Source organism: Devosia sp. (assembly GCF_036676215.1).
In the GTDB taxonomy this organism is placed as follows: domain Bacteria; phylum Pseudomonadota; class Alphaproteobacteria; order Rhizobiales; family Devosiaceae; genus Devosia.
The window spans coordinates 1-5,169 of sequence record NZ_JAKFDJ010000150.1; the positions used below are offsets into that span (position 1 = coordinate 1).

A 5,169-nucleotide genomic window follows, 5' to 3' on the forward strand; every position below is an offset into this window, starting at 1 on the left:
GGTGATCGAATTCGATCCGGCCAATCCGGATATCGACGCCGTCGTCGCCAATATCCCCGAGGACATCGCCGCCTATCGCGTCGATTACCAGGCCTATTACGACCGCTGCAAACACGACAATTCGCCCGCCGTGCGCGACCCCAATGCAGTGGTCTATCTGATGCCGGGCGTCGGCATGTTCACCTTTGCCAAGGACAAGGCCACTGCCCGCATTTCCGGCGAGTTCTATGTCAACGCCATCAACGTGATGCGCGGCGCCTCGACGGTTTCGACCTATGTCGGCCTGCCCGAGCAGGAAGCCTTCGACATCGAATACTGGCTGCTTGAGGAAGCGAAGCTCGCCCGCATGCCCAAGCCGAAATCGCTTGCCGGGCAGATTGCGCTGGTCACCGGCGGCGCTGGTGGCATAGGCAAGGCAACGGCGGTTCGCCTGCTGCGCGAAGGCGCCTGCGTCGTGCTGGCCGATATCGACGAGACGGCATTGGCCGCCGCCAATGACGAGCTCGCTGGTGCCTTCGGGAAGGACTTCGTCCGCCCGGTCATCGTCAACGTCACCAAGGAAGAGGCCGTCATCGCCGGCTTCGCCCATGCCGTGGTGGAATTCGGCGGGCTCGACATCCTCGTCTCCAATGCCGGTCTCGCCTCCTCGGCGCCGATCGAGGAGACGACGCTGGAGCTGTGGAACAAGAACATGGACATCCTGTCCACGGGCTATTTCCTGGTCTCCCGCGAAGCCTTCCGCCTGTTCCGCGCCCAGAAGATCGGCGGCAATGTCGTCTTCGTCGCCTCCAAGAACGGCCTTGCCGCTTCGCCCAATGCTTCGGCTTATTGCACCGCCAAGGCCGCCGAAATTCACCTGGCCCGTTGCCTCGCGCTGGAAGGCGCTGGTGAGCAGATCCGCGTCAACGTGGTCAATCCGGATGCCGTGCTGCGCGGCTCCAAGATCTGGGCCGGCGAATGGCTCGAGCAGCGAGCATCGACCTACAAGACCGACAAGGATGGCCTAGAGGAAATGTATCGCGAGCGTTCGCTGCTCAAGCGCTCGGTGTTCCCAGAGGATATCGCCGAAGCCATCTACTTCTTCGCCTCGGACGCCTCGGCCAAGTCCACCGGCAACATCATCAATGTCGACGCGGGCAACGCCCAGTCGTTTACGCGATAAGGATTGAGCGATGACTGAACACATCATCGACGCATCCGTCGTCGAAGCCGAGAATGCCAAGCGCGCGGCGGATCTCAATGTCGATTACGACACGCTGGGCGAGCGTCTTGATCGCCGCGGCATCGATATTAATGCCATCAAGGCCAAGGTTGCCGATTTCTCGGTCGCCGTTCCATCCTGGGGCGTGGGCACCGGCGGCACCCGCTTTGCCCGCTTCCCGGGTCTGGGTGAACCGCGCGACATTTTCGACAAGATCGAGGATTGCGCCGTCATCGCCCAACTGACGCAGGCGACGAAGACCGTTTCCCTCCATATCCCGTGGGACAAGGCCGATCCGAACCGGCTGAAGCAGGCGGCCAGCCGCTTCAATCTCGGCTTTGACGCGATGAATTCCAACACATTCTCCGACGCCAGGGGGCAGCTGCAGAGCTACAAGTTCGGCTCGCTCTCGGCGGCCGACGCGGCGACGCGCCAACAGGCCATCGAGCACAATCTGGAATGCATCGAGATCGGCAAGACGCTCGGTTCCAAGGCCCTGACCGTGTGGATCGGCGACGGCTCCAACTTCCCGGGCCAGGTCAATTTCGCCAGCCAGTTCGAGCATTACCTCGACTCGATGAAGGCGGTTTACGCCGCCCTGCCCGACGACTGGCGCGTCTATACCGAACACAAGATGTATGAGCCGGCCTTCTATTCCACGGTCGTGCAGGATTGGGGCACCAACTACCTCATCGCCAAGGAACTGGGCGACAAGGCCATGTGCCTGGTCGATCTCGGCCACCATGCTCCCAACGTCAATATCGAGATGATCGTCTCCCGCCTCGCCCAGTTCGGCAAGCTTGGGGGCTTTCATTTCAACGACAGCAAATACGGCGACGACGATCTCGATGCAGGCGCCATCGATCCCTACCGCCTGTTCCTGGTGTTCAACGAACTGGTCGATATCGAGACCCGCGATGCCGGCTTCCGTCCGGCGCATATGCTCGATCAGTCGCACAATGTCACCGACCCGATCGAGTCGCTGATGCTGTCGGCGTCGGATGTGCAGCGCGCCTATGCGCAGGCGCTGCTGGTCGACCGCGCCGGCCTCAAAGCCGCGCAGGAGGGCAATGATGCCCTCGCCGCCACCCAGGCGCTGCGCCTTGCCTATCGCACCGATGTCGAGCCGATCCTGGCCATGGCCCGCCTGGAACAAGGGGGCGCCATCGACCCCCTCGCCACCTATCGGGCGGCCGGCTATCGCGCCAAGGTCGCCGACATCCGTCCTGCCGTCGAGGGCGGCTCGGGCGGCATCGTCTAGGTTTCCCACGCTCCTCCCCGCGTGGAATGACGAAGGCCCGGTAAGCGATCACCGGGCCTTTGTTGTTTTTCTGTCTTGCGCACAGCATGCCCAGTCGTCCCCCCTCTCCCCTTGTGGGAGAGGGCCATAATTTCTTCGTTCAGAAGAAATTATGGGGTGAGGGGTTCTGCGCCATCCCATGCTTGGATGCCAAAGAAGCCCCCTCATCCGCCCTTCGGGCACCTTCTCCCAAGAGGGGAGAAGGGGACGACTGCGCGGCCAGGGCTTACTTCATCGTGGGCATCTGGAACTCTGCCCCGTCCTTGATGCCGCTCGGCCAGCGGGCGGTGACCGTCTTGGTCTTGGTCCAGAACTTCATGGCGTCGGTGCCATGCTGGTTGAGGTCACCAAACGCACTCGCCTTCCAGCCGCCGAAGCTGTGATAGGCCAGCGGCACCGGTACCGGGACGTTGATGCCCACCATGCCGACATTGACCCGGGCCGCAAAATCGCGCGCCGCGTCGCCGTCGCGGGTGAAGATCGCCGTGCCATTGCCATAGGGGTTGTCCATGGTCAGCTTGAGCGCCTCCTCATAGGTCTTGGAGCGCACGACGCTCAGCACCGGCCCGAAGATCTCTTCCTTGTAGATGTCCATCTCGGGGGTGACATTGTCGAACAGCGACGGCCCGACGAAGTAGCCATTCTCGTAACCCTGCAGGCTGAACCCGCGGCCATCGACCGCCAGCGTCGCGCCCTGGGCGATGCCGGATTCGACCAAAGCCGCGATGCGGTCCTTGGAGGCCTTGGTGATGACCGGGCCCATTTCAGATGCCTTGTCGGTCGCCGGACCGACCTTGAGCTTGTCGATGCGCGGCTTGAGAGCGGCGACGATCCGGTCGGCCGTCTCGTCGCCCACCGGCACCGCGACCGACACCGCCATGCAGCGCTCGCCGGCCGAGCCGAAGCCGGCCCCCATCAGCGCGTCGGCGGCCTTGTCCATGTCCGCGTCGGGCATGATGATCATGTGGTTTTTGGCGCCGCCAAAGGCCTGCACGCGCTTACCCTCGGCCGCAGCCGTTGCGTAGACGTAGCGGGCGATCGGAGTGGAGCCGACAAAGCTCACGGCGCCGATCTGGTCGTGATGCAGGATGCCGTCAACCACCGACTTGCCGCCATGGACGACATTGAGAATGCCCTTGGGCAGGCCAGCTTCGATGGCCAGTTGCGCCAGCCGCACCGGAACGGACGGATCGCGTTCGGAGGGCTTGAGGATAAAGGCATTGCCGGCGGCGATGGCCGGCGACAGCATCCAGAGCGGGATCATCGCGGGGAAATTGAATGGGGTAATGCCAGCGCCGATGCCGACCGCCTGGCGCATCGAATACATGTCGATCCCCGGCCCTGCCCCATCGGTGAATTCGCCCTTGAGCAGATGCGGAGCGCCGGCGACGAACTCGGCAACCTCCAGCCCGCGCAGGATATCGCCCTTGGAATCTTCAACCGTCTTGCCATGCTCGGCGCTCAGCAACTCGGCCAGTTCCTGCATGTCGCGATTGATCAGCGCCACGAAGTTGAAGAACACGCGGGCGCGGCGCTGCGGATTGGTCGCGGCCCATTTGGGCTGAGCGGTGGCGGCTTGGCGAGGAATGCCCCGATAGTCACGCTCAAGATGCCGGCGCTGACTAGCAGTATGTAATTAACCAGTTGGCTGGCGGTTTCTCCGAAATCTCGCATTTGGCCGTTGAAGTTTTCCGCATCGTTCTGATTCATATGCACGCTCCCTTTCGATTGCCATAATGTATAGCCAGCTCATTACCTTTCCTTGACCAATGACACACTCACTGATCCTGACCGTCGATATAGACAAAGAAGCCCGAGGCAACTACGTTGCCAGAGTACATCAAGGTGGTGTGTTGGCGACGGAGCCGGAGCTCTATGACAGCATCTCGACTGCAATCCGACAAGAGGCCCTAGCCATCCCACCGGGCTTTGCCCATTTCCTGGAGTTCACCTACAACGGCATGTCCACCGGAACATATGCAGTTGAGGAGGTTCCAGGTAAAGCCGACGAGCTGGCCGACAGACTGGTAGCGCTGAATCATCAAATGCATATCTTGCTCGAAGATACAGGGTCCGCCGGCGCATAAAGGCCCGCCGGTTAAATGATGTCGGCTCCGAAGACAAACGAGTATTCATCCCACAGACTTGGCACTCCGACGCACTTTAGAATAACTAGGCCGGACGTCGGCTTTCCGCATTCATAGAATTGCACATCAATGCACTTTGCAGGTGTGAGTCTTCTGTACATGTCCAGAAGTTCTAAGTCGTTATCGCAATGAACGTGGATCTTAAGGAAGTTTTTTCCCCGTTCTAAGACCTTGGCCTGAAACAGGCTGGAGCCAAATCTTAAAAAAGTTGATCTGATCTCGAGGCACATCCTACGCCTCGCGCTCTTCCATCCAGTGCGAGCCGGCGCCATAGGTTTCATTGCCAGCGTTGGCGATGATTTGATAGTCGCGTCGCGTCTCTTCGGTGGCAGGGGCCCACAGGCCGCCATCCTTCACTTGGTCTTCATGGTGAACAACGTATGCGGCCCAGCAGAGGCGGATTTCTTTCACGGCTTATTTCTCTGGGATTTTTCGCAGGTGGCGACACACCCGCAAATCCTGCCGCGCTTCACGCGGTTGCTCGCCGATGGCGACCAGTCGCTGGTGTTCCTCGACGACAC

General features: G+C 61.1%; 4 protein-coding genes and 1 pseudogene. 3 read left to right on the forward strand and 2 right to left on the reverse strand.

Annotated elements, in window-relative coordinates:
* Together V6M52_RS12945 and rhaI are read left to right on the forward strand one after the other, a co-directional pair.
* Positions 1-1,162: bifunctional rhamnulose-1-phosphate aldolase/short-chain dehydrogenase (locus V6M52_RS12945; protein WP_332701321.1), on the forward strand; the 1,162-nt coding region annotated here is incomplete at its 5' end.
* 10 nt (positions 1,163-1,172) lie between these two features.
* Positions 1,173-2,462 carry an L-rhamnose catabolism isomerase gene (gene rhaI, locus V6M52_RS12950; protein WP_332701322.1) on the forward strand — a complete coding sequence of 430 codons (1,290 nt, stop codon included), beginning with the start codon at positions 1,173-1,175 and terminating at the stop codon, positions 2,460-2,462.
* 265 nt (positions 2,463-2,727) lie between these two features.
* Here rhaI and V6M52_RS12955 read toward each other — a convergent pair.
* A pseudogene (locus V6M52_RS12955) lies at positions 2,728-4,077 on the reverse strand (CoA-acylating methylmalonate-semialdehyde dehydrogenase); the annotation flags it as partial.
* Between the two features lie 193 nt (positions 4,078-4,270).
* Between V6M52_RS12955 and V6M52_RS12960 the strand changes: the two are divergent.
* Positions 4,271-4,588, forward strand: coding sequence for a hypothetical protein (locus V6M52_RS12960; protein WP_332701323.1), 318 nt, complete (start codon positions 4,271-4,273; stop codon positions 4,586-4,588).
* Between the two features lie 291 nt (positions 4,589-4,879).
* Here V6M52_RS12960 and V6M52_RS12965 read toward each other — a convergent pair whose 3' ends face one another.
* Positions 4,880-5,005 carry a hypothetical protein gene (locus V6M52_RS12965; RefSeq protein ID WP_332701324.1) on the reverse strand — a complete coding sequence of 42 codons (126 nt, stop codon included), beginning with the start codon at positions 5,003-5,005 and terminating at the stop codon, positions 4,880-4,882.
* Positions 5,006-5,169 lie beyond the last annotated feature (164 nt).

Bases quoted from the DNA above. Each gene is read 5' to 3' on its own strand.
- rhaI (WP_332701322.1), top strand. From the start codon at position 1,173: ATGACTGAACACATCATCGACGCATCCGTCGTCGAAGCCGAGAATGCC.
- V6M52_RS12960 (WP_332701323.1), top strand. From the start codon at position 4,271: ATGACACACTCACTGATCCTGACCGTCGATATAGACAAAGAAGCCCGA.